Below are 19,945 nucleotides of genomic sequence, written 5' to 3'. Positions count from 1 at the left end.
CGATCGCGCCGTTATGGCTTAACTGCCCCGTATGATTGACGATGTCCGAGCGCCACGATGAAGGGGCCGCGCAACAGCGTGCAGCCGCATGGCGCATGGTCGCCGGGGCTCCAGAAGGCCCGACTCTACGAGGCGATCCTGCAGGATATCCTCTTGGGCGATCTCGCCCCCATGCAGGTCCTGGAGGAGAGGGCGCTGGCCGTCCGCTATGCTGGCGGCGTGGCTGGGGTGCGTGACGCCCTAGGGCGTCTAGCGATAGAAGGGCTAGTCGTGCGTCGGCCGCGCGTCGGCACCGTCGTCGCGCCCCTGGACCTCGCCGAGATCGAGCACGCCTTCCAGGTCCGGCGCATGCTGGAGGCCAAGGCCGTAGGTCTCGCGGCACGCAACCGTCGCGAGGATGACCTGCCCGGCATCCTGGGCGCCTTCGACGGGGCCGAGGACGCCATCGCCGCAGGCGACTTTAGGGCCATGCTGGCCATGGATCTGGCGTTTCACCGCGCGGTCGCCTTTGCCGGTCAGAACTCGACGCTGGCCCGCTTCGTCGTCAGCCTGCAGAACACCGCCACCCGCTTCTGGGTCTGGCAGATGGAGCAGCAGACGCCCGAGGCGCAATTGGTCGATGTAGGCCTGCACAGGCGGATGGCGGACGCGATCGCCGCGCGCGACGTCGTTCGCGCCGAGGCCCTTTGCGAGCAACTGATCGGCCTCCCGCCGGGCGCTTGGCGCTCCGAGTAAAGGCGCTGCTTTCACTAGTCGGTTGTTTTCGGCGCGCAGCCAAGCAAAGGCAGACTTCCGGAGATGCGCTAACGTCTCCTAACGACCCCTCCGAGACTTTCGGAAGGTCGGCTAGCTGGCTGCCTCGTGCCTCATAGCCTCCGCGCCGAGCGCCAGGTGCTCCGGGATAAGCCCGCCGGCTTTGCGTTCACTGTAGCGATCAACGAGGTAGTCGGCCCGGTCGCGGGTCAGCAGAGTGAACTTCACTAGCTCTTCCATCACGTCCACGACGCGGTCGTAGTAGCTGGACGGCTTCATCCGGTCGTTCTCGTCGAATTCCTTGTAGGCCATGGCCACGGACGACTGGTTGGGGATGGTGATCATCCGCATCCAGCGGCCCAGCAGGCGCAGTGTGTTGACCGCGTTGAACGACTGCGAGCCGCCGCTGACCTGCATGACGGCGAGTGTCTTGCCCTGCGTGGGGCGGACGCTGCCGATCTCCAGTGGGATCCAGTCGATCTGAGCCTTCATGATCCCGGAGATCGCGCCATGGCGTTCCGGGCTGCACCAGACCTGCCCCTCTGACCATTGCGACAGGGCCCGCAGTTCCTGGACCTTGGGATGATCAGGGCCGGTGGCGTCGGGCAACGGCAGGTCGCGGGGATCGAAGACGCGGATCTCGCAGCCTAGGGCTTGAAGGATGCGCGCGGCCTCCTCGACGAGCAGCCGGCTGAACGAGCGCTCCCGCAGCGACCCGTAGAGCAGCAGGATGCGTGGCGGATGCTGGGCCGGCGCGGCAACCTCCAGCCTTCCCTGATCGACCTGGGCGAGGAACTTGGCGTCGAGGGCGGGGAACTCGGTCACAGGCGACTCCAACGTGGTCATTGAACTGTCGAATAATTCGAGCATATTGGAAATATGGAAACAAAGGCCGCTGTCAACATGCTCTCCGCACTCGGTCACGAGGGACGCCTGGCGATCTTCCGCCTGCTGGTGAAGGCTGGCCCGGAGGGGATCGCGGCGGGCGAGATCGCGCGAACGCTCGATGTGCTGCCCAATAGCCTGTCGGCAAATCTCAATGTCCTGTCCCATGCCGGCCTGATCGCTTCGCGCCGGGAGGGACGCTCGATCATCTACTCGGCGGACTATGACGCCATGAGCGGGATGCTGGGCTTCCTGATGGAGGACTGCTGCAATGGCGCGCCTGAAATCTGCGCGCCTCTGGACTCGATCCTGGCCCGCGCGAAGGCCTGCGCCCCCGACTCGACCTGCTGATCATGGATGCCTTCAGCACGTCTCGTCGGCTTGTCGCCGAAGGACTGGGCACGGCGCTGCTGTTGGCCGTGGTGATCGGCTCTGGGATCATGGGCGAGCGCCTCGCTGGCGGGAACGTGGCCATCGCCCTGCTGGGCAATACCCTGGCGACCGGCGCGGCCCTGGTCGTGTTGATCGGGGTGTTCGGCCCGATCTCGGGCGCCCATTTCAATCCGGCGGTGACCCTGGTCGCGGCCCTGCGGCGGGATCTGCCTTGGCGGCTGGCGCTGGCCTATTCGGTCGCCCAGATTGCGGGCGCAGTGCTGGGCGTCTGGGCCGCCCACGCCATGTTCGGCGAGCCGGTCCTCCAGGTCTCGACCAAGCTGAGGGCTGGTGGCGCCCAGGCCTTTTCCGAGGCCGTTGCGACATTCGGCCTGATCGCGACGATCCTGGGAACGGTTCGTTTCCGGTCCGAGAGCACGCCGATGGCCGTCGGTCTCTACATCACTGCCGCCTACTGGTTCACGGCCTCGACGTCTTTCGCCAATCCGGCGGTGACGATCGCGCGGAGCCTCTCGGACACCTTCGCAGGCATTGCGCCCTCCAGCGCGCCAACCTTCATTCTGGCCCAGATCGTCGGCGCGCTGCTCGCGGCGGGCGTCTTCGCCTGGCTTCTCAAAACGGAAAGGACCTCATGAGCCACGCCGACTTCCCGATCACCATCTTCCACAATCCGGCCTGCGGCACCTCGCGCAACACCGTCGCCATGGTTGAGGCTGCTGGCTACGCGCCGAAGGTCGTCGAGTACCTGGAGGCTGGCTGGACCCACGAGCAACTTCGGGAGCTAGCCAGCGAAGCGGGACTGACCTTCCGCCAGCTCATGCGCGAAAAGGGAACGCCCGCCCAAGAGCTGGGCCTTCTGGCCGACGGCGTGAGCGAGAACAGTATCCTCGACGCCATGATCGAGCACCCGATCCTGGTCAATCGGCCAATTGTCGTCACGCCGAAAGGCGTGAAGCTCTGCCGTCCATCGGAGGGCGTGCTCGATCTGCTGGATCGAAAGCCTGAGAGCTTCACAAAGGAAGACGGCGAGGTCGTGAAGCTCTGATCGTCTAGTTCCGGGTGGGAGGCCAATGGCCGCTTTCCACCCTTAGCGGACCTATTGTCCGCTTCGCCGCGATGTCTGCTTAGGCGGCGAGCCTCCAACCGATGTCGGAGAACAGGGTTCTCGCCGGGCGCTTGCGCGCCCAGCTTCACCCGAAATCGAGAGCGCCCGGCGGTCACGCTCGGTCCCGCAGCTTTCGCTGCTCCTACGGGCGCGACCCTGCGGGCAGGCTTTGGCCTGCCGCCGGGCCCTCAACGCCGCTTCCCACCACGCGCGGTGCGCGGGCTCCTGTGCAGGCTTCATTGTTACAGGGCGTCCGCTTCTCGGCCGCGTGGCTTAGGGCTCCGCCCTCGGCGCACTTCGGATCGCCTTCCGCCCAGCTTCGGGCGTCATGACAGGCGGGTAGGGCGACAGGGCGCGCCCTGCAGCCGGGGCCCCGCGAAGGCGCCCCTCCGTTTGCACACCCGGTCTCGCCGACGGGCGTCGGGGTCAGGCGAGCTTTTCGCCCTGACCCCGGACCCTGAACTGGAGACCAAGATGACCGAAGCTGAACATGTCGCCGCAATCGCGGCCCTTAACGACGCCCTGCGCGCCGAGCCGGGCGCCCGTTGGATGCTGACCCCTGGCGTGCGCGCCATGCCGTTCGCCAAACAGGCCGTCGCCTTCGCCCTGGTCAGCGCCTTCTGCGAGTTCAACGCCGACAACGACCCTCATGGCGAGCGCGACTTCGGCGCCTTCGAGGCTGATGGGCAGCGGCTCCTCTGGACGATCGACTACTACGATCTCGACATGACCCTGGCCTCGCCCGATCCGGCTGATCCGGCCGTCACAAAGCGGGTCCTGACCTTGATGCTGGCCGAAGAATACTAAGGCCTGGGCGCGGCTGCGCTCTATCGGGGCGGCGGCGGACCCTGGCGCGATGCCAGCGACGCTGGTGAAGGGGGGCCGATCTTTCGGGATCGGCCCGCCTTTTTGGCAATCAGAACTGGGCGGTGGGAGGCGATCCGCTGATCGGGACGAGGCCATGGGACGCTGGGGCATGTCGGCCGATAGCGCTTTGATGGCGTTCGAGGCGTTTTCCGCGCCCGAATTCTCCATCACGATACCCCCTAAAAAACTCCACGATTTCTCAAAAATTCTTTATGACAAACCAATGGTTGCTCTTGCAGAATTTCTACCTTGAGTAATGATCCCTCCTAGGTAGAGTTTGGGAGGGCTTCATGGCGACGATCAACGGCACCAACGGCGACGACACGCTTACCGGCACGGCAGTAGCCGATATCATCAACGGCCTCGCCGGCAACGACATCCTCAATGGCGGTGACGGCAACGATGTCCTGTCTGGGGGATTGGGTGCGGACGCGTTGTTTGGGGGCGCAGGGACCGACACCGCCGTCTACAGCTCCGCCGTGACGATCAACACCGCGACCGGCGTTCATATCGGCGAGGCGGCTGGCGACACGTTCGATAGCATTGAGATTATTGCCGGCTCCAATTCGACGGACACCTTCGTCTCCGGCGCGGGCGCCGACAACTTCGATGGCGGGGGCGGGACCGATATCCTGAGCTACGCGGCCTCAGATGCGGCGGTGAACGTCAATATCGGCACAAACACCGCGTCGGGCGGCTACGCCCAGGGCGATGTTATCAAGAACTTCGAGCGCCTGGTGGGCTCGGTGTTCGGCGACACCCTGGGGTCCAGCGGCAATGGGCACGTTCTGGATGGTGGGGCGGGGGATGACCTCTACATCGTCAGCGGCGCCGGCGTCGTCGTCAGTGAGGCGGCTGGAAGCGGTGACGACACCGTCCAGACCGCCCTGGCCACCTACACTCTGGGCGTGAACCTCGAGCGTCTGACCTATTCGGGGGCGGGCGCCTTCTCAGGCATCGGCAACAACGACGCCAACGTCATGACCGGCGGGGCCGGCAACGACACCCTTCAGGGGATGGGCGGCGACGACACCCTCTACGGCGGGGACGGCAATGACGTCCTGATCGGCGGCGCGGGCGTGGACAAGCTCTTCGGCGGCGCGGGGATCGCCTCGGTCGCCTTCGCGGGCTCGGTCACCATCAACACCGACACCGGCGTGCACACCGGCGACGCGGCGGGCGACATCTTCGACAGCATCGAGATCATCCAGGGTTCGGCGTCTTCCGACACCTTCATCTCTGGCGCAGGCGCTGACAATTTCGACTCCGCCGGTGGTGTCGACATCCTCAGCTACGCCGCTTCGAATGCGGCCGTCAGCGTCAACATCACCACCAACACCGCCTCGGGAGGCTACGCCCAAGGCGACGTGATCAAGAACTTCGAGCGCGTGCAGGGGTCGGCCTTCAGCGACACCCTGGGTTCGACGACCAGTGGCCACGTGCTCGAAGGCGGCGCGGGCGATGATCTCTATATCGTTGGCACGGGCGTCACCGTCATCGAGGCGGCAGGGGGCGGCGACGACACCGTCCAGACCGCTCTGGCCACCTACACCCTGGGCGTCAACCTCGAGCGCCTGACCTACTCGGGCGCAGGCGCCTTCTCGGGTCTCGGCAACAACGACGCCAACATCATCACCGGCGGGGTCGGGAACGACACTCTGCAGGGCATGGGCGGTGACGACACGCTCTACGGCGGGGACGGCAACGACGCGCTGATCGGTGGCGCCGGCGCCGACAAGCTCTTCGGCGGCGCGGGGATCGACTCCGTCGCCTTCGCCGGTTCGGTCACAATCAATATGGCCACCGGTGTTCACACCGGGGATGCGGCTGGCGATATCTTCGACAGTATCGAGCTCATCCAAGGCTCGAATGCGGACGACGTTTTCGTCGCGGGCGCCGGAGCGGACAATTTCGACGGCGCCACCGGCTTCGACATCTTGAGCTACGTGGCCTCGGACGCGGCCGTGAACATCAATGTCGTAACCCAGACCGCGTCTGGCGGTTACGCGACCGGAGACACCTTCAAGGGTTTCGAGCGCTTCGTCGGCTCGGCCTTCGACGACACGTTCACCGCCACGACGGCGAGCGCGCCCCTGGAAGGCGGGGCGGGCAACGACACCTACTTCGTCACCAGCGCGGTTGCCCTCATCGAATCGGCTGGCGGTGGCGAGGACAGCGTGGTCACGACTTCGGCGTCCTATACCTTGGGCAACAATCTCGAGCGGCTGACCTATACCGGCACGGTGGCCTTCACCGGCACAGGTAACGCGGAGAACAACGTCATCACCGGTGGGACCGGCAACGACACCCTTCAGGGGCTTGGCGGCGACGACACTCTCTACGGCGGGGACGGGAACGACGTCCTGATCGGCGGAGCCGGCGCGGACAAGCTCTTTGGCGGCGCTGGGACCGATACGGCGAGCTACGCCAGCGCCGTCACCATCAACATGGCCACCGGCGCGCACGCCGGCGACGCGGCCGGCGACACCTTCGACAGCATCGAACTGATCCAGGGTTCGGCTGCGGCCGACATCTTCATCGCCGGCGCGGGCGCGGACAATTTCGACGGCGCGGCCGGAACCGACACCCTCAGCTATGCCGCGTCGGACGCGGCCGTGAGCGTCAATCTCCTCACCGGCGCGGCGTCGGGTGGATATGCCGCCGGCGATACCGTCGTGAACTTCGAGAAGGTCGTGGGCTCAAGCTTCAACGACACCTTCACATCGTCCAACGCGACCCTGGAAGGCGGCGCTGGCGACGATACCTATGTTGTCAGCCACCAATCGGTGACCATCATCGAGGCGACCAGCGGCGGCAATGACCTGGTGCTGACCTCGACCGTCTCTTTCACGATCGCCGACAACATCGAGCGGCTGACCTATACGGGCACGGGCTCCTTCTCCGGCTATGGCAACGCTTCGAACAACATCATCACGGGCGGCGTCGGGGTCGATACCTTGCGTGGCCTGGAGGGCGATGACGTCCTGAATGGCGGCGACGGCAACGACATCTTGATCGGCGGCCTGGGCGCCGACGTCCATAACGGTGGCGCGGGCACCGATTTGGTCACCTACGCCGCCGCCGCGGCGGCCGTTACCGTCGATCTCGTCGACGGCGCCAATGCTGGCGAAGCGGCAGGCGACACCTACAGCGACATCGAGAACTTCACCGGTTCCACCTTCAACGACACCTTCGTCTCGGGCGCTGGCATTGACCGTCTCGACGCCGGGGCTGGCACGGCCGACGTCATCAGCTACGCAAAGTCGACGAGCGGAGTGAACGTCAACCTCACCACCAAGGTGGTTTCGGGCGGCTTCGCCGAGGGCGACGTGCTGACCAACTTCGAAAGTGCCGTCGGATCCAACTGGAACGACACCCTGGCCAGCAGCACGTCCGGCCACGTCCTGTCGGGCGGCAAAGGCGACGACACCTATGTCGTGGGCCATCAGCTCGTCACGATCAACGAAGCAACGGATGAGGGCGATGACCTCATCATCACCACGCTGGCGACCTGGACGCTGGCCGCCAACTTCGAGCGGCTGAGCTATTCGGGGACAAGCGCCTTTACCGGCATCGGCAACGGCGACGACAACGTCATCACCGGCGGCGTGGGGGCGGACACCCTGCGCGGGATGGTGGGCGACGACACCCTGAACGGCGGCGACGGCAATGATATCCTGATCGGGGGCGCGGGCGCCGACCACCTGGTTGGCGGGGCAGGAACCGACACCGTCCGCTACGAAAGCCAAGTGACGGTCGACATGGCGACGGGGCAGCACGAAGGCGACGCCGCAGGCGACACCTTCGATGGCGTCGAGCTGATCCAAGGCTCGACCAGCAACGACGTCTTCATCTCCGGGGCCGGTGCGGACAAGTTCGACGGTAACACCGGCGCCGACACGCTGAGCTACGAGGGTTCCGACGCAGCCGTGGACGTCAATCTGACGACGGGGGCGGCGTCGGGCGGCTACGCGCAGGGCGACGTCATCACTAACTTCGAGCGCGTGGTCGGCTCGGCCTTCGGCGATACCCTGCGCTCCAACACGACCGGCCAGACGCTGGCTGGCGGCGCCGGCGACGACGTCTATTACATCAGCGGCGCCACGGTGACGGTCGAGGAGGCGGTCGGCGGCGGCATCGACACCGTCATGACTACCGGCGGGGCGTCCCTGTCGAGCATGACCAATGTCGAGAACCTGATCTTCATCGGCACAGGCAATTTCAACGGCTTCGGCAACGCCGGCGACAACACCATCACCACCGGCGACGGCAACGACAATCTCAATGGTCGTGACGGCGACGACATCCTGAACGCTGGCGCCGGCAACGACGAACTGCTGGGCGAGGCCGGCGACGATATCCTCAACGGCGGGGACGGGGACGACAGCCTCTACGGCGGCGCTGGCGCGGATCAGCTCAACGGCGGGGCTGGGACCGATACCGCGCGCTACCAGACCGCCGTCACCATCAACATGCTCACCGGGGTGCATACCGGCGACGCCGAAGGCGACACCTTCAACAGCATCGAGGTCATCCAGGGCTCCAGTCTCGCCGATGTCTTCGTGGCCGGCGTGGGCGCCGATGGCTTCGCGGGCGGGGGCGGCGTCGACATTCTGGACTACGCCGCCTCGACCGCAGGGGTGAACGTCCATCTGACGGCCAACACCGCCGCCGGCGGCTATGCCGAAGGCGATACGATTTCGGGCTTCGAGACCCTGATCGGAACAACCTTCGCCGACACGCTGGGCTCGGCGACCGCTGGCCATAGCCTGCAGGGCGGAGCGGGCGACGACACCTACGTCATTGGCGCGACCGGTGTCGGTATCGTCGATACGTCCGGGGACGACACCATCCAAACGACCCTGGCCACCTTCAGCATGGCGGCCCTCCCGCAGATCGAACGTCTCAGCTACGCGGGTGGCGCCAGCTTCTCCGGTACGGGGAACAGTCTCGACAACGTCATCACCGGCGGTGGCGCGGCCGACACCCTCCAAGGCGGGGGCGGCGACGACGTGCTCAACGGTGGCGGCGGCAACGACACGCTGATCGGGGACGCCGGCGCGGACACCTTCAATGGCGGCGACGGCATCGACACGGTCAGCTACGCCAACGCCACGAGCGCGGTGACCCTCGACCTGGCGGCTGGGGTCGGCAGCGGCGATGCGCAAGGCGACACCTTCAATTCCATCGAAGGGTTCATGGGGACCGGTTACGGCGACACGATCGTCTCGAGCGCGGCGGCCGAGCGACTGGACGGTGGCGCTGGCCCGGATCTTCTGAGCTATGCGGCGTCGACCGCAGCGGTGAACGTCAACCTGACCACCAATGTGGTGTCCGGCGGCTACGCCGAAGGCGACGTCATTAAAAACTTCGAAGTCGTCCTTGGTTCGGCGTTCAACGACACCCTGACCTCGACCACCAGCGGTCACTGGCTACGGGGGGGCGATGGCGACGATACCTATGTCATCACCACCACCGGGATCACGATCACCGAAGGCGCGGGCCAAGGGAACGATCTCATCAGCACGACCCTTGCGAATTACTCGTTGGGCGCCTGGGTGGAGATCGAGCGGCTCACCTACACGGGGAGCGCGGCCTTCACCGGGACCGGCAGCGCCGGCAATAACGTCCTGACCGGGGCCAACGGTAACGACATGCTGTACGGCATGGCCGGGGCCGATGAGCTCAACGGGGCCGGCGGCGCCGATCAGCTCTTCGGTGGCGACGGCGACGACACCCTCAACGGCGGGGTCGGCGACGACATCCTCTACGGCGGCGCGGGGGCAGACGCCTTCTTCGGCGGCGATGGCACGGACACGGTTTCGTTCGCCGACTCGGCAAGCAGTGTCGTGCTAATTTTCGACGGCTTCCAAGGCGGGTTCACCGGCGACACCTTCGACAGCATCGAGATTTTCGCCGGGTCGAACTTCAACGATACTTTCATCGCGGGCGCGGCCGCCCACGCCATTGACGGGGGGCAAGGCGTCGATCTTGTCAGCTACCTTTCTTCGACGTCCGCTCTAACGATCTCCGTCAGCGGAACGGGAAGCTCGGGGATCGCGGCAGGCGACACCTACGCCTCTATCGAAATTTTCGAGGGGTCTTCCTTCAACGATGTCTTTCTCGGTGGGACAGGCGACGACACCTTCATCGGTGGCGCTGGCGCCGACAGCTTCTTCGGAGGTGGCGCGGGTAGGGATATGGTTTGGTATTTGACCAGCGCCGCAGCAGTCGAAATCGACCTATCCACAGGCGCGGCGTTTGGCGGAGACGCCACCGGCGATAGCTTTGATCATATCTTCGGGATCATCGGTACGAATTTCGCCGACAAATTGATTGGCAACGGCAACGACAACACCCTTGAGGGCGGGGCTGGCGATGACGAGATCCGTGGTGGGGCCGGGAACGATATCATCTTCGGCTATCTCGGCAGCAACACGGGTCCAGTTGGGGCGGCGCAAGCAGGTGCGCAGGCGGATCTGCTCTACGGCGGAGACGGTAACGACCAGATCACTACGTCAGTCGACGACATCTTCAGTATCGCAGATGGCGGAACGGGGAACGATATCCTGACGGTTTACGGTGGCGTGGCCCTCGGTGGGGCTGGCGCAGATCGATTGGTTGGTCTCGGAAGCGCCTATATTCTGGATGGGGGAGATGATGGCGATCAGTTCGAGCTTCGTGGGGCGGGGGAAGCCCATGGTGGAAATGGGGGTGATCGCTACTACGTCGAGACTTCGGCTCGAACCTATATTACCGACACTGGCACGTCTGGAATGGATGTCGTGTACTTGAATACGTTCAATTCCGCGTCTGAGGTCGCTGCGGTCGCTGTAGGTTCAGATCTTTATATTTCGACCTTTAACGACCTGAATGACAACGGGCAGATAGATTCAGGTATCGTCATAATCGGTTACTTTGGTGCGGGCGGCTCGAAGGCAATTGAGCAATTCTACACGCTAGATGGCTTTGGTTTCACGATTTGAGGTTACCCGGCGGCGCTTCGACCCTTGAAGCGCCGCTTTTCCTTTTTCCGTAACGCAGCCTGCTAGTTCAGCTGGAAACATTCTGCCCACCGGGTTGGAATTGCCGGTCAGGATTGAGCGTTAGTTCGACAATCTCTTGAAAAATTCATATAATATAGTGTGTTATGCCGACGGCGGGTTGGCTCAATTTTTGCGGGAGCTGTGTCGTAGTCTCACGTCACGGTGCCGTCATGAATGTCAGCAACAGGGATATCGCGGTCACGATCCGCGCAAACTATCCGACGCCAGCGACCGCCGATACCGGGGCGGTAGGTGTTCGACTCCAGCCCAAGGAACTTCCGAGCCAATCCCAAGCGCAACGGCGAGAGAGTCGCCCAGACCCGTTCATTGATGCGCACGAGGCGATAGCGCGTGCGCAGGCCAATCGATCATCTTCGGGTATGCGCCTTGGCGACGTCTCTGGCTTCTCCGAAAAGGAGGCGAAGGGTTCTCTCGCCACAATCGAGAAACTCATTTCTCTGGGGGGCGCGGAGCGCTGGGCCGTCAGCGCATCGAATGGTGACCAGAGCACCAACTCTCTGAATACCTTGGCAGATTGGTTACGCGAACGCGTGGGGGCAGGTACCGCTGACCCATCAGAGGTAAACGCTGGAGCCCTGCTCGACGTCTCTGCATAGGCGTCGCTGGCGGCGGCTAGTGACCCAGGCTTGCTCCGCGCCGCGACGACCGGAAATCCGACTAGTCGCGGGCATTGCGCAGGCGAACTTCGCGGTCCTCGCGCTCAGCCGTGCCTCTATAGGTCTCGGCGATGGACTCCAGAATCTTGACCGTTCTGGGATAGCCACGCGCGGCTTTCGCCCAGGCTTGGTAGCGCTCGACGAGCGTCCATTCCTGGGCCCCGCCGTCGTCCATGCCCCGGGATGTGACGCCGCGCTGGTTGAACCGACCAACCTCGACGCCGGTGTCGACGTCTTGGTTCTGCGCCCGTTCGATTTCGGCTGCGACGATGGGGCCGGGCCAGAACGGCTGGATCTCGTGGGAATTGGCTAGGGCCTGGCCGACATATTGGTCGGTGATGGGGCCGCGAGCATTTTCCCGGCCAAGCCGGCGCACTCCGTCGACCCAAGCGGCGAGCGCGGCGGCGTCCACGCCGTCCTCGCCAGAGCCCGGGAGCGTGTCGAATTTCATCAGCAGGCGGAAGCACAGGGTCGCGACGTTGACCTCTTGTTCCGATGCTCCCTCGCGCACCGGATCGCCTTCAGCGCGGAAGACGGTGTGGATCAGACTGAAGAAGAAGTCTGGATCGGACGCCATCAGGCGTTCCAACGCCAAGCGGCGCGAACGGTACTCGATCACCGACAACAGAGAAAACTCCCGACGGGCGATGTCTTGGTCGTCGGTGTCAGCGGCCTTGTCGAGCGCGCCCAGGGCGCCTTCGACATAGAAGCCCGTCATGGTGTCGGGTTGAACGCGGCCGGCATTGATCTCCAGGACCAACATGTCGAGCATGTTCAGGATCAGGGCGGCGGGGACCTGGTCGCGGTGATTGTGGGCGACCCGCAAGGCCGCGCTGCCGCGTTCGACCGCCAGATAGAACAGGATGGCGGCGATCAGATGTTCGAGCGCCACGGATACGGCGGGCTTTTCACGCCAGTAGGCGAGGGCCACTTCGCCGTCCAGTTCGATCAGGAACGACCAGGTCTCGGGCGTGTCGGGCCAATGGAAACACACGCTGGCGATATCAAGTGGGGGGGCGCCGAAGTCATGCATCGTACGAACGACGTCGCGCCACGCGATCTGACGTTCGGGTCTGTCGCGCCAGCTATTGTAGCTGATGCCGCTGAGCATGATGGCGAAAGGACGCAGCGCCGGATCGTGACGCGCGGCTTCGAAGAGCTCGAACACGGCCTCGGGCGTTTCCAGGATCTCGACGGCCGCCATGGCCACATCGTAGCTGACCTCAACATTGATACGCGCCAGCGCCAGGATGCCGGGGACGCCTAACGCGGCGTGGAGCTGGCCCAAGGCGTCGCGGCGCTTGACCTTGAGGTCGGCCATGGCCTGGTCGAAGTCGTTCATCGCCAGCGGCAGCTCGGTGAACAACGTGCGCGTCGTCACCAGGATATCCTCGACGCCGAAGCGTTGGGTAACCTCCTGATAGGCCCGCAATTCCTCGGCGGGGATCGCCCAGGCCGTCGAGGCAAACGCTTCATGACGGCGCAGCTCCTTGCGCAACGCCTCCCAGATCGCGGCCTTGGCGTCGGCGGGCAGCTGCGGACGCGCCGCGTCGAGGCCCTCGAAGACCTTGGCGCGATACTCAGGGGGAAGATCGGTGAGGCGGCGGATCAGCGCCGTCCAGCGCTCGGCGTCGAGTCCGGCATGGTCGATGAGCAGATCAGCCACGTGGCGCGCACCCTGGCCGACCATGGCGTTGGTCACATGTTCACTGCGGCCGCCCCCGTCGCGGAACCGTGGGCGTACCGTGGCCAGGGCGGACTCGTGGCGGCCTGGCAAAAGGCTCAGCAGTAGCGTCCAGCCGACCGAGGGGTAGGTTTCCACCACGATCGACAAGGCGTCCTGGCGCTCTTCCCAGGTGGCGTTGGTTCCAGGATTCCAGAGCAGGAAGATGGACCGCAGGGTGCTCTTGGGGCGGTTGGCGTATCGACCGCCCGGGTCGATCTCGGCGAGCCGCGCCAGCACCAGGGCGACGCGCGGGAAAAGCTCACTGGGCCAGGCCAGGGCTTCGAGAGCCCAGAGCACGTTCGAGTAGGGGCCCGAGCGGCCGAAGATGTCGGGGCTTTCGTCAAAAAGGGCTAGGGCCTTGGGCTGTTTCCCCTCGAGCAAGTGCTCGAGGGCCGAGAGGAAAGGGTCGGGGGCGGCCTCCGCCAGGACGATCAGTTCGTCGCGCAGGCTGGCCATCAGCCGGGTATCCGTCCGCAGGCCCGGCAGATTGCTGATCAGGTCGTTGACGAAGGCCTGAGGCGTCTTGTGCGGCACCGTCAGTCGGGCCTCGTCGTGCAGCATCGCGATCTGCAGCAGCGTCTGGGCCAGACCTTGTCTCAGGAAGTCGCTGTGGGCGTAGCCGTCGTTGTGAGGCGCGAACGGCGCGTCCGAGGGCGCGACCACCTCGGAAAAGACGGTGGTGGCGATCTTCTCCAGGCGTTCCAGGTCTTCCAGCGTCAGAAGGCTGCCAAGCTGGATAAAGGCGTCGACGGGCGCGCGCGTCAGCCAGATCGGGTGTTCCTGCTCGATGAACGGATCTTGCTCGGCGGTCAGGGGCTGCAGGGTCCGTAGCAGCTCGAGGTAACTGCCCGGGGCGTTGAGGTCGGCCAGGCGTTCGCGGTCGGGTTCGAGGTTGGCGTTCCAGGCCCCGGCCAGCATGGCCGGGAGCAGGGCGCGGCCCAACTTGGCCCAGCGCGGCCGCTCCACATTGGCCGAAGCGATCTGGCGTTCCAGGATCGTGACGCTCCGACCCACGGCCTTGCCCAACGCCCGACTCTTGGCGCTATCGAAGCCCATCGTCTCCAGCGCCTTGGCCATTTCGTCGGCGCTCGGGCGGGGCAGGGTGCTCTCGCGGCGGCCCTTCTGGTCCTGACCCAGGGCGACCACCGTCGGGCCGTCGTTGGAGAGGAGGCCGGCCAGGCTGACGGCGCTGCCCATCGGCAGGAACACCAGATTTTTGTAGCCCGCCAAGTCCGCGGCGACTTCTTCGTGCTTCAAGACCAAGGTGCGGGCTTCAAGATGGTCGCGCTCTTTGGCCGGAGCGCGCCGGATGGCCGCGACGGCGAAGGCGATGACCTCGGCGGGCGAGTCGGCCATCAGCGGATAGCGGCCAGGATCACCCAGCAGCGCCTTCACCAGATCCGCGGCGGCGGCGTCTCGCCCAGCCAGGAGGACATCCTCGGTCAGCTGCGGGTCAAACCGGCGCGAATAGGCCTCCCAGAACTCGTCGGTGCTCAGGGCGCCGGACTTGGGATAGTTGCCGATCACCTCGCGGGCCCAGCGCGAGGCCACGGCCGGGCGCTCGTCCAGCCAGGTCTCCAACTGGGAGCCATCGATCAGGCGAACGTCCTTCCAGACATAGGCCGCCTTCATCTCGTCGATGAGATCGTGCAGCTTCTCCCTGGGCGTGTCCCAAGTCTGGGGCGTGACGAAGACAAAGCTCAGGTCCTTGCGCTCTTCCTCCGGTATCGCCTTCGAACGCTTGTCGAAGTCGGACCAGGCCTTGGTCGAGATGGTCTTCTCGACCCCAAATTCCCAGATCGAGCGACCGTCCGGCACGAAGGCGCTGGTGGTGATGGCTTCGACTACGCCGTCAAAGCCGCGCACCTTGCCCTTGTCGCCCTCGGGGAAGCGGTAGTGGGAGAGGTTGGTGACCGTGGCGCGGATCAGGGCGCCCACCAGACCCGGCAGATTGATCGGGCCCTGGGCGGTGCCCGCCCAGGTCTCCAGGTTCTTGGCGTTGATCCACTTCATCGACGATCGCTCCACAATCTAAGCGTGGCCATAGCAGGCCTGTCGCGTACCGGTCGAGATCGCTAGACCCACCTTGAGGTCGCCGGCGTGGTGGCGATGGCCGCGGCCAGATCGTAACCTCGGGGCTGAGGCTTGGGCCACCACCCCACCGGCTGGGGACGACCGGATCTGTCGTGCCGCCCGATGACTTTTGCATCGCGGCGACGACTCGGATTTTGATCCGCGCCGCAGCGAGGATCCGATGACCCCTGACGATTTCACCGCCCTGGCCCTGGCCTTGGGACCGAATATCCAGGCCAAGGCCATCCTCGAGACCGTGCAGTTTCGGGCGGGCGGCAAAGCCTTGGCGACCCTGGGTTGGCCGGCGCCCGGCTGGGCGGTGGCCAAGATCGCCCCCGCGCGCCAGGCCTGGGCGCTGTCGCTGAGTGACGGCGTAGCCTGCGAGCCCGGGCGGCGGCGCAAGTCGGGCATCGTCCTGCTACGCCTGGCGGCGATCAACGAGGCCGTCGCCGCCGAGATCTTGGCTGACGCCTGGTCGTTCGCCCAACGCGTGGAGGCCAAGCGCGCCAGGACGACCGCCGCGCCCATCGTCAGGCCGGCCGCCGCCGCCTGACGGCGTCTAGGCCTGCGACCGCTCTGAGGTCGATCCTTTCACGACGAGCCATCGCCCCCCGGGGGCCGCGCGAGGGACCATCTCTGCGACGGCCGGATTCGGATGGGCCGCGCCTCGTGCTGTTCCAATCCAGCGTTTTGGGTGCTGCAAAGGCCATTATCGCGCGCTGGGCGGGGCGCTTTCTCTTTCTCAAGCCGCTTCCGCGGCCGGGCTTAGGGCTCCGCCCTCGGCGCGCTTCGGATCGCCTTCCGCCCAGCTTCGGGCGTGACGACAGTTCGCCACCGCGACAGCGCGCGCCCTGCAGCCGGGTCCCCGCGAAGGCGCCCCTCCGCTTGCACACCCGCGCTCGCCGCTTGGCAGGGTTTCAGGCGCGCCTTGCGCCTGCAACCCAGCCCCAAGGAGGCACATCATGTCCACCTCAGCAGCATCCGCGAGCCTCAAGGCCCCGCGACCCGCGCAGGTCGTCGTGCAATACGGCGAAGTTCGCGACATCCCCCTCAATCGTCTGAAGGCCTCGCCCAAGAATGTCCGCCGGGTCGGCCACAGCGCCGAGGTGATCGAATCCCGCGCGGCCTCGATCACCTACAAGGGCGTCCTGCAGCCGCTCGTCGTCGAGCCGGAGGTCAAGGACGGCCAGGAGACCGGCTACTACCTCGTCAGCGCGGGCGAAGGCCGCTGCCAAGCCTTGCGCCTGCTGGCCAAGCGCAAGGCCCTGGCCAATGGTGCGCCGGTCCGCTGCGTGGTCGACACCACCAACGACCCGGCCGAGGTGTCGCTGGACGAGAATTTCAGCCGTGAACGGCTGCATCCCGCCGACGAGTTCGAAGCCTTCAAGGACATGGCCGAGCGCAAGGGCTACGGCGCCGAGGAGATCGCCGCGCGCCACGGGATCAAGCCCGACGTCGTGCGCCAGCGGCTGCGCCTCGGGGCGGTCGCCCCCGCCTTGCTCGACCTTTACCGCGAAGAGACCCTGACCCTCGAACAGGTCACGGCCTTCGCGGTCAATCCCGACCCTATCCGCCAGATGCAGGTCTATGAGCAGATGGCGCCGCATAACCGTCAGCCCTTCGCGATCCGTCGCGCCATGACGGAAATGAAGGTCGGCGCCGACGACCGCCGGGTGCGCTTCGTGGGCCTGGACGACTATGTCGCGGCGGGCGGTCCGGTGCTGCGCGACCTCTTCACCGAGGGCAATGCGGGCTGGGTCGAGGACGTGGTTCTGCTGGACCGTCTGGTCGCTGAAAAGCTGGCCGCCGTCGCTCAGGAGGTTCGCGACCGCGAGGGCTGGAAGTGGGCCAGCGTCCATCTGGACTACCCGCACGGCCATGGCTGTCGTCGGATCTGGGAACATCCCCTGGCCCGGAGCGCCGAAGACGTCGCGGCCATCGCCGCCCTCGAAACCGAGGAAGCGGCCCTGACCGATCAGTGGGCCGATGTCGAGCCGCCGCCGACTGAGGTCGCCGCCCGCTTCGCGGCGATCGCGGCGGCCCTGGAGGACCTGGGCGACACCTTCGGTTTCGAGGCCGAGGAGAAGGCCAGGGCCGGGGTGCTGGTGATCCTGACCCATGACGGCGACGCGCGCATCGACCGGGGCCACGTCCGGCCCGAGGACGAGCCCGCCCCCGAGCCGCAGCCCGAAGACGAAGAGGCGCAAGAGGATGATGGCCCGCAGTCGGACGAGGCGGTCCTCGGGCAGGCCGAGGGCGCGGATGAAGACGGACGGCAGGCCCCCGTCGAGGACGATGAGCCCACCGGCGATCCGGCGGCGCCGCTGCCCGATCGGGTGATCGCCGAGCTGACGTCCCACCGCAGCGCGGCCCTCCGCGACGCCCTGGCCCAGAACCCCGACCTGGCCCAGCTCGCCCTGGTCCACGCCCTGGTGTCGCGGGTGTTCGGGACGTCGCCGTCCCCGACCTGTCTCGACATCCGCTGGGCCTCGCGCGACCTGGGGCAATTTGGCGAAGGCATCGAGGACAGCCTCGCCGGTCTGGCCATCGCCGAGCGTCACCGGGTCTGGGCGCGGCAAATCCCGGCGTCCGGTCCCGATCTCTGGGCCTTCATCGTCGGCCTGGATCAGGACAGCCGCGCCGGTCTGCTGGCCCACTGCGTGAGCCTGTCGCTGGACGCGGTGCGGGCCTGGGAGCGCAAGCCCCACGCCCTGGCCCATGCCGAAGTCCTGGCCACGGCCCTGGGGCTCGACATGCGCGCGTACTGGAAGCCGACCGCCGTGCGCTATCTCGACCGCGTGACCAAGGCCCAGATTGTGGCCGCCGTCACCGACGGGGTGTCGGCCGAGGCGGCGGGGCGCCTTGCGGGCCTCAAGAAGCCGCAGATGGTCGAGGCGGCCGAGCCTTTGCTGGTGGAGGCCGGGTGGCTGCCGGTGCTGCTGCGCACGGCCCCGGCCTGCGCCGTCGATCCCGAAGTGGGCGCACCGGGCGTCGGGGACGGCGACCTGATCGCCGATGAGCCCCTGCCGTCGCCGGACGCGGCCTTGGTCGATGACCAAGAGCCGGTCGCCTCCCTGGAGGACCCCGTTCTGTCCAAACCCGGCCAGTCCGACGCCGAGGCCGCCGAGGTCGAGGCTTTATTGCCTGCGGCGCAGTAGGGGAAGCGGGCGGCCTTCGGGCCGCCCGCTTCGACAATCTCGTGTCTCGTGGCGCGGCCGATCCTTTGGGATCGGCCGCGTTGGATAGCGCACGGCGCCAAGGGGGCGATCGCTGTGGACGGCGGCGCCATGTCCGAGCGGCGACGATCCGCCTGGACGTGGAATCGTCTAAGCGTGGGCCATGATCACCCAGGCCGAAATCGACACCCTTCTGGAGGCCATGCAGGCCGAGTTTGAGAAGACGGGCGACGACAACGACCGGCCCGGCGTCATCACCCTCCAGACCGACGACTGGGTCGGCTTTCGTTTGCCCATCAGCTGCACGGCGATCTGGCGCGGCATTCGCTATCGCGGCATCCGCATCAATGTCAGCCGCGAGCGCGAGACCCGCGTCTGGACGCGCGGCGAGGCCCTGGCGGCCGGCGAGGGGGCCGAGCCTTACGAAGACCTCAGGAGCGTGGCGGACGCGGCCGTCTAGCAGTCGCGTCCGCCGAGACGGCGTCGAGCGCGTCTCGAACGTCTAGTTGTTGCTCTTGAAGATGACGCGGCCGCCGGATTGCTCCTTGAACGTCAGGGTGACGCTGTAGGATTGGCCGTTCGTCTTGGTCTGGGTGCTTTCCGCGCCGACCTTGAAGACCACCAGGGTCAGGCCGCCACTGGCGCCGCCCGAGCGCTCGACCTTGAATTCACCGGCATAGGTCACCGAACGGATGGCGATCGTGGCGCCGCCCGGGTCGACCTGCATGGTCGACAGCGGCGTGTAGGTGAACAGCGGCGCCTGGGTCCAGGGCACGTTGGCCTCGGCGCCGCCCTTGGTCTTGACCTTAGCGGAGACGCACCCGGCCGGCGCATTGGGCAGTTTCGCCGCGTCGAACCCCAGGGTCATGGTGTAGCCGCGCGTCGACTCCTTGCCTTTGGATCCCTCGACAGTGGCTTCGGCCAGGACCGGCGGTTCGACGGTGACGCCGATCGTCCCGCTAAGCCCGTCGACGACCTCGGCGCTGAAACTGACCTCGCCGGTGATGGTGAAGTCGCGCTGCTCCTTGTCCTGGGCGATCTTGACGGCGTTGTAGATGTCGCACTTGAGGCGGTTGAGCACATCGGCCACCGCGACATACTGGGTTTCGGTCGCGGGCGTGGTCTGCGCCGCGGCGATCGACGGTATCGCAGCGGCCGCCAACGCGGTGATGATGATGGCTTTCAAGATTTCCCCCATTTGCCCTATGGCGACCCGATGGTGCTGTATGCGGGTGGGAAATCAA

General features: G+C 66.0%; 14 protein-coding genes. 11 read left to right on the top strand and 3 right to left on the bottom strand.

The window, feature by feature from the left end:
• Nucleotides 1–57 precede the first annotated feature (57 nt).
• Entirely contained in the window at nt 58–735 is a 678-nt protein-coding gene (locus ABDW31_RS16975; protein ID WP_184719078.1) for a GntR family transcriptional regulator, read from the top strand.
• A 111-nt stretch (nt 736–846) separates the two neighbouring features.
• Here ABDW31_RS16975 and arsH read toward each other — a convergent pair whose 3' ends face one another.
• Entirely contained in the window at nt 847–1,578 is a 732-nt protein-coding gene (arsH, locus tag ABDW31_RS16970; protein WP_184719087.1) for an arsenical resistance protein ArsH, read from the bottom strand.
• A gap of 54 nt (nt 1,579–1,632) precedes the next feature.
• Here arsH and ABDW31_RS16965 point away from each other — a divergent pair, with 54 nt between their 5' ends.
• The 7 genes from ABDW31_RS16965 (at nt 1,633) to ABDW31_RS16935 (ending at nt 11,666) form a co-directional block, all read left to right on the top strand.
• The gene (locus ABDW31_RS16965; RefSeq protein WP_184719089.1) at nt 1,633–1,989 is read left to right on the top strand and encodes a helix-turn-helix domain-containing protein; all 357 of its coding nucleotides are present in this window, start codon (nt 1,633–1,635) and stop codon (nt 1,987–1,989) included.
• Nucleotides 1,990–1,991: 2 nt separating this feature from the next.
• Nucleotides 1,992–2,666 carry an MIP/aquaporin family protein gene (locus ABDW31_RS16960; RefSeq protein WP_184719091.1) on the top strand — a complete coding sequence of 225 codons (675 nt, stop codon included), beginning with the start codon at nt 1,992–1,994 and terminating at the stop codon, nt 2,664–2,666.
• Entirely contained in the window at nt 2,663–3,076 is a 414-nt protein-coding gene (gene arsC, locus ABDW31_RS16955; RefSeq protein ID WP_184719093.1) for an arsenate reductase (glutaredoxin), read from the top strand. The genes ABDW31_RS16960 and arsC overlap by 4 nt, the downstream gene beginning before the upstream one ends.
• Nucleotides 3,077–3,610: 534 nt before the next feature.
• Nucleotides 3,611–3,943: a DUF3768 domain-containing protein gene (locus ABDW31_RS16950; protein WP_184719095.1), complete on the top strand. Its 333-nt coding sequence runs from the start codon at nt 3,611–3,613 to the stop codon at nt 3,941–3,943.
• Nucleotides 3,944–3,992: 49 nt separating this feature from the next.
• Nucleotides 3,993–4,256 (top strand): hypothetical protein, encoded by a 264-nt coding sequence (locus ABDW31_RS16945; RefSeq protein ID WP_184719097.1) that lies wholly within the window; start codon nt 3,993–3,995, stop codon nt 4,254–4,256.
• A gap of 37 nt (nt 4,257–4,293) precedes the next feature.
• Nucleotides 4,294–10,989: a hypothetical protein gene (locus ABDW31_RS16940; protein WP_184719099.1), complete on the top strand. Its 6,696-nt coding sequence runs from the start codon at nt 4,294–4,296 to the stop codon at nt 10,987–10,989.
• Between the two features lie 230 nt (nt 10,990–11,219).
• The gene (locus ABDW31_RS16935) at nt 11,220–11,666 is read left to right on the top strand and encodes a hypothetical protein (protein WP_184719101.1); all 447 of its coding nucleotides are present in this window, start codon (nt 11,220–11,222) and stop codon (nt 11,664–11,666) included.
• A 61-nt stretch (nt 11,667–11,727) separates the two neighbouring features.
• Here the strand turns inward: ABDW31_RS16935 and ABDW31_RS16930 are convergent, their stop codons facing one another.
• Nucleotides 11,728–15,465 (bottom strand): hypothetical protein, encoded by a 3,738-nt coding sequence (locus ABDW31_RS16930; RefSeq protein ID WP_184719104.1) that lies wholly within the window; start codon nt 15,463–15,465, stop codon nt 11,728–11,730.
• Between the two features lie 241 nt (nt 15,466–15,706).
• Between ABDW31_RS16930 and ABDW31_RS16925 the strand changes: the two genes are divergently transcribed.
• From ABDW31_RS16925 to ABDW31_RS16915, 3 genes are all read left to right on the top strand, one after another.
• Nucleotides 15,707–16,078, top strand: coding sequence for an MmcQ/YjbR family DNA-binding protein (locus tag ABDW31_RS16925; RefSeq protein WP_184719105.1), 372 nt, complete (start codon nt 15,707–15,709; stop codon nt 16,076–16,078).
• A gap of 409 nt (nt 16,079–16,487) precedes the next feature.
• The gene (locus tag ABDW31_RS16920; protein WP_343699140.1) at nt 16,488–18,683 is read left to right on the top strand and encodes a ParB/RepB/Spo0J family partition protein; all 2,196 of its coding nucleotides are present in this window, start codon (nt 16,488–16,490) and stop codon (nt 18,681–18,683) included.
• A 181-nt stretch (nt 18,684–18,864) separates the two neighbouring features.
• Complete coding sequence (locus tag ABDW31_RS16915) at nt 18,865–19,161, top strand: hypothetical protein (protein WP_343699139.1); 297 nt, start codon at nt 18,865–18,867, stop codon at nt 19,159–19,161.
• A 42-nt stretch (nt 19,162–19,203) separates the two neighbouring features.
• Here the strand turns inward: ABDW31_RS16915 and ABDW31_RS16910 are convergent, their stop codons facing one another.
• Entirely contained in the window at nt 19,204–19,887 is a 684-nt protein-coding gene (locus ABDW31_RS16910; protein WP_343699138.1) for a hypothetical protein, read from the bottom strand.
• Nucleotides 19,888–19,945 lie beyond the last annotated feature (58 nt).

The sequence above is a fragment of the Caulobacter sp. genome, assembly GCF_039596335.1.
Lineage (GTDB): Bacteria > Pseudomonadota > Alphaproteobacteria > Caulobacterales > Caulobacteraceae > Caulobacter.
The sequence above is the reverse complement of the archived record's forward strand: the minus strand, read 5'-3'. Positions and strand labels throughout refer to the sequence as shown.

What these genes read in the sequence shown, in the direction of transcription:
- ABDW31_RS16975 (WP_184719078.1), top strand. Translation starts at nt 58, where the DNA reads ATGAAGGGGCCGCGCAACAGCGTGCAGCCGCATGGCGCATGGTCGCCG.
- ABDW31_RS16965 (WP_184719089.1), top strand. Translation starts at nt 1,633, where the DNA reads ATGGAAACAAAGGCCGCTGTCAACATGCTCTCCGCACTCGGTCACGAG.
- ABDW31_RS16960 (WP_184719091.1), top strand. Translation starts at nt 1,992, where the DNA reads ATGGATGCCTTCAGCACGTCTCGTCGGCTTGTCGCCGAAGGACTGGGC.
- arsC (WP_184719093.1), top strand. Translation starts at nt 2,663, where the DNA reads ATGAGCCACGCCGACTTCCCGATCACCATCTTCCACAATCCGGCCTGC.
- ABDW31_RS16950 (WP_184719095.1), top strand. Translation starts at nt 3,611, where the DNA reads ATGACCGAAGCTGAACATGTCGCCGCAATCGCGGCCCTTAACGACGCC.
- ABDW31_RS16945 (WP_184719097.1), top strand. Translation starts at nt 3,993, where the DNA reads ATGCCAGCGACGCTGGTGAAGGGGGGCCGATCTTTCGGGATCGGCCCG.
- ABDW31_RS16940 (WP_184719099.1), top strand. Translation starts at nt 4,294, where the DNA reads ATGGCGACGATCAACGGCACCAACGGCGACGACACGCTTACCGGCACG.
- ABDW31_RS16935 (WP_184719101.1), top strand. Translation starts at nt 11,220, where the DNA reads ATGAATGTCAGCAACAGGGATATCGCGGTCACGATCCGCGCAAACTAT.
- ABDW31_RS16930 (WP_184719104.1), bottom strand. Translation starts at nt 15,465, where the DNA reads ATGAAGTGGATCAACGCCAAGAACCTGGAGACCTGGGCGGGCACCGCC.
- ABDW31_RS16925 (WP_184719105.1), top strand. Translation starts at nt 15,707, where the DNA reads ATGACCCCTGACGATTTCACCGCCCTGGCCCTGGCCTTGGGACCGAAT.
- ABDW31_RS16920 (WP_343699140.1), top strand. Translation starts at nt 16,488, where the DNA reads ATGTCCACCTCAGCAGCATCCGCGAGCCTCAAGGCCCCGCGACCCGCG.
- ABDW31_RS16915 (WP_343699139.1), top strand. Translation starts at nt 18,865, where the DNA reads ATGATCACCCAGGCCGAAATCGACACCCTTCTGGAGGCCATGCAGGCC.